Annotated in this window: 3 protein-coding genes and 1 pseudogene; 2 read left to right on the top strand and 2 right to left on the bottom strand. The window is 64.4% G+C overall.

Translation table 11 applies throughout. The annotated features are described in order from the left end of the window. Positions 1 to 823, top strand: a pseudogene (locus tag RTH46_RS26170) (lipase family protein); the annotation flags it as partial. Positions 824 to 1,053: 230 nt separating this feature from the next. Here RTH46_RS26170 and ribBA read toward each other — a convergent pair. After that, complete coding sequence (ribBA, locus tag RTH46_RS26165; protein WP_316906971.1) at positions 1,054 to 2,175, bottom strand: bifunctional 3,4-dihydroxy-2-butanone-4-phosphate synthase/GTP cyclohydrolase II; 1,122 nt, start codon at positions 2,173 to 2,175, stop codon at positions 1,054 to 1,056. Positions 2,176 to 2,253: 78 nt separating this feature from the next. Here ribBA and RTH46_RS26160 point away from each other — a divergent pair, with 78 nt between their 5' ends. After that, positions 2,254 to 2,547 carry a DUF1330 domain-containing protein gene (locus RTH46_RS26160; RefSeq protein ID WP_316906970.1) on the top strand — a complete coding sequence of 98 codons (294 nt, stop codon included), beginning with the start codon at positions 2,254 to 2,256 and terminating at the stop codon, positions 2,545 to 2,547. 90 nt (positions 2,548 to 2,637) lie between these two features. On the opposite strand, the gene RTH46_RS26155 is transcribed toward RTH46_RS26160, so the two are convergent. Beyond that, on the bottom strand, positions 2,638 to 2,752 hold a 115-nt coding region (locus tag RTH46_RS26155), incomplete at its 5' end, for an IS3 family transposase (RefSeq protein ID WP_316906639.1).

The following is a 2,752-nucleotide window of genomic DNA, read 5'->3' as shown; positions in this document are numbered from 1 at the left end:
CGATGACCTCATTCCCAACCTGCCGCTGCCGTGGATGAACACCCGCTACGAGCTGATCGCCCCAGGCGCCATCCTGGCTCAGGTCAGCTTCCCGCTGGGCGTGAAGATCATGCACACAGGCCTGGTCAACCAGGACGGCGAGCCCTACGAGCACCATGGCGAGCTGCGCCACTTCATGCCGATCCAGCTCAGTGGCCAGGAGGCGTCGGCCATCCTCTGGAGCCCGGGCTGCACCACCATCACCGCGCAAGCTGCCTGCAACCAGTACCTGAGTCAGGTGGACAAGCTGCCCGAGCACCGCTCGTTTAGCCTCAACGATCACTACATGGTCAGCAGCTATGTCCCGGCCTGCTGGGCCATGCTGCGCCGCCACCAGCAGGCGCTGGCCAACCACACGCCGGCGGTGACCGTACGGGAACTGGAAGTGGTGGAGGCTGCGCTGGAGGAGATCGACAGGCAGTTGCGTGAGCGCCGCACCCGGCTGGCGCTGGGCGACCATTACCGGCGCCCGCATGAAGCCAGTTTGCCGCAGATCGAGCGGGAACTGGAACGCCTGGAGGCCACCTATGCACGCCTGGGCAGCCTGCGCCGCGCCCCGGTCAGCGAGGCCGATGTCTACGGCACCCTTGCCGGCCAGCCGCAATTGGTCGAAGCCTTGGCGCGGTGGCAGGCGCAGGCCGGCAACACCCGTGTCGAGCCATTGGCCATGGCGCCGGCGGAGCGTGCCTCGAAGGTGCCGGAGATCAAGGTAGTCACCTCCGACGAGATCTTCGCCATGCTCGACGCCCAGAGCGATCCGAATGACCCTCTGAACTTGATATGAAAGCGGTTCTTCACGGATTACCGGGAACGTCATTCCTGATCTTTAGGTTTTGTATGAAAAGTATGGTCATCCAACGTTGTGGGAGCGGGCTTGCCCCGCGATCTGCCGCAACGCGGCAGCAAAGCCTGAAATTGCGGCATCTTTGACTCAATTTGATATCGGGTAAAGGAGCGCTTCGCGCTCCATCGCGGGGCAAGCCCGCTCCCACGGGTTGATTGCGAAGGCGTGCTTCAGCTAAGCATCCCAGGCTCGAACGGGATGCTCTGCACCACCTCCAACTCATACCCGGCAAGGCCTGCATACTTGAGTGGCGGGCCCAGGTGGCGAAGCTTGCCCACACCCAGGTCCTGCAGGATCTGCGCGCCGGTACCGACTTCCGAATACACCTTCGACTGGCCACGCTGGTAGGGCCGTAGCGGCTGGGTCAGCTGCGGTACACGTTCCAGCAGCGCCTGGGAAGACTCATGGTTGGCAAGGATCACCACCACCCCGGCGCCTTCCTCGGCCACCTTCTGCAGCGCCGCCCACAGCGTCCAGTTGGCGGGCCCGGCGTATTCGGCGCCGACCAGGTCACGCAGCGGGTCGATCACATGCACGCGCACCAGTGTCGGCTGCTCGCGGCGAATGTCACCCATGACCATGGCCATGTGCACACCGCCTTCGATGCGGTCTTCATAGGTGACCAGGCGGAACGTGCCGTGCACGGTGGGCAGTTCGCGCTCACCGATGCGCTTGATGGTCTGCTCGGTGCTCAGGCGGTAGTGGATCAGGTCGGCGATGGTGCCGATCTTGATCCCGTGGCGGGCGGCGAACACTTCCAGGTCCGGGCGCCGGGCCATGGTGCCGTCGTCGTTGAGCACTTCGACGATCACCGAGGCCGGGGTGAAGCCGGCCAGGCGTGCCAGGTCGCAGCCGGCCTCGGTATGGCCGGCGCGGGTCAGCACGCCGCCTTCGCGGGCACGCAGGGGGAAGATGTGGCCGGGTTGCACCAGGTGTTCCGGGCGGGCATCGGGGGCCATGGCGGCGGCCACGGTGCGGGCCCGGTCGGCAGCGGAGATGCCGGTGGTGACGCCGGTGGCGGCTTCGATCGAGACGGTGAAGGCGGTGCTGAACACGCTGCCGTTGGCTGACACCATCTGTTCGAGGCCCAGGCGCTGGCAGTGTTCGTCGGTGAGGGTCAGGCAGATCAGGCCACGCGCCTCGCGGGCCATGAAGTTGATGGCCTGGGCGTCGCAACGCTCGGCGGCGATCAGCAGATCGCCCTCGTTTTCGCGGTCTTCGTCATCCACCAGCAGGACCATCTTGCCCTGCCGGTAGTCCTCGAGGAGTTCTTCGATGCTGTTGAATGCCATGCTGCACGCTCACGGTGGTCGGGTGATTTTTATGGTATACCATCATACACAAATATCCCTGAAGCAGGAGTACGACAGATGAAGGCCTACTGGATCGCCCATGTGGACGTCAGCGACCCGCAGCAGTACCAGCAGTACACCCAGCGCGCCCCGGCGGCGTTTGTTGCCTTCGGTGGGCGCTTTCTTGCCCGGGGCGGGCGCAGCGAGGCGATGGAGGGGCGGCCCACACCTCAGCGTAGCGTGGTGATCGAGTTCGATTCATACGAGCAGGCGCTGGCGTGCTATCGCTCGGAGCTGTATCAGGAGGCTTGCAGCCATCGCCAGGGGGTGGCCAAGGCGGAGGTGATCATCGTCGAGGGGTTTGAGCCTTGATGCTTGAACGGGGGGGCTGGGGCTGCTTCGCAGCCCTTCGCGGGTAAACCCGCTCCCACATTGTGGACTGCCCCCAAAAAGTTGGACAGATTAGCTAGCGGCCTGGGCCCTGTACTCGACAGGGCTCAGGCCGTTCAGTTTCTGCTTTATGCGGTCATGGTTGTAGTAGCGGATGTACTCGTCCAGACCCGCTTTCAGTTCTTCC

It is taken from the genome of Pseudomonas sp. zfem004 (assembly GCF_032621715.1).
In the GTDB taxonomy this organism is placed as follows: Bacteria; Pseudomonadota; Gammaproteobacteria; order Pseudomonadales; family Pseudomonadaceae; genus Aquipseudomonas; species Aquipseudomonas sichuanensis.
The sequence above is the reverse complement of the archived record's forward strand: the minus strand, read 5'-3'. Positions and strand labels throughout refer to the sequence as shown.

What these genes read in the sequence shown, in the direction of transcription:
- ribBA (WP_316906971.1), bottom strand. Translation starts at nt 2,175, where the DNA reads ATGGCATTCAACAGCATCGAAGAACTCCTCGAGGACTACCGGCAGGGC.
- RTH46_RS26160 (WP_316906970.1), top strand. Translation starts at nt 2,254, where the DNA reads ATGAAGGCCTACTGGATCGCCCATGTGGACGTCAGCGACCCGCAGCAG.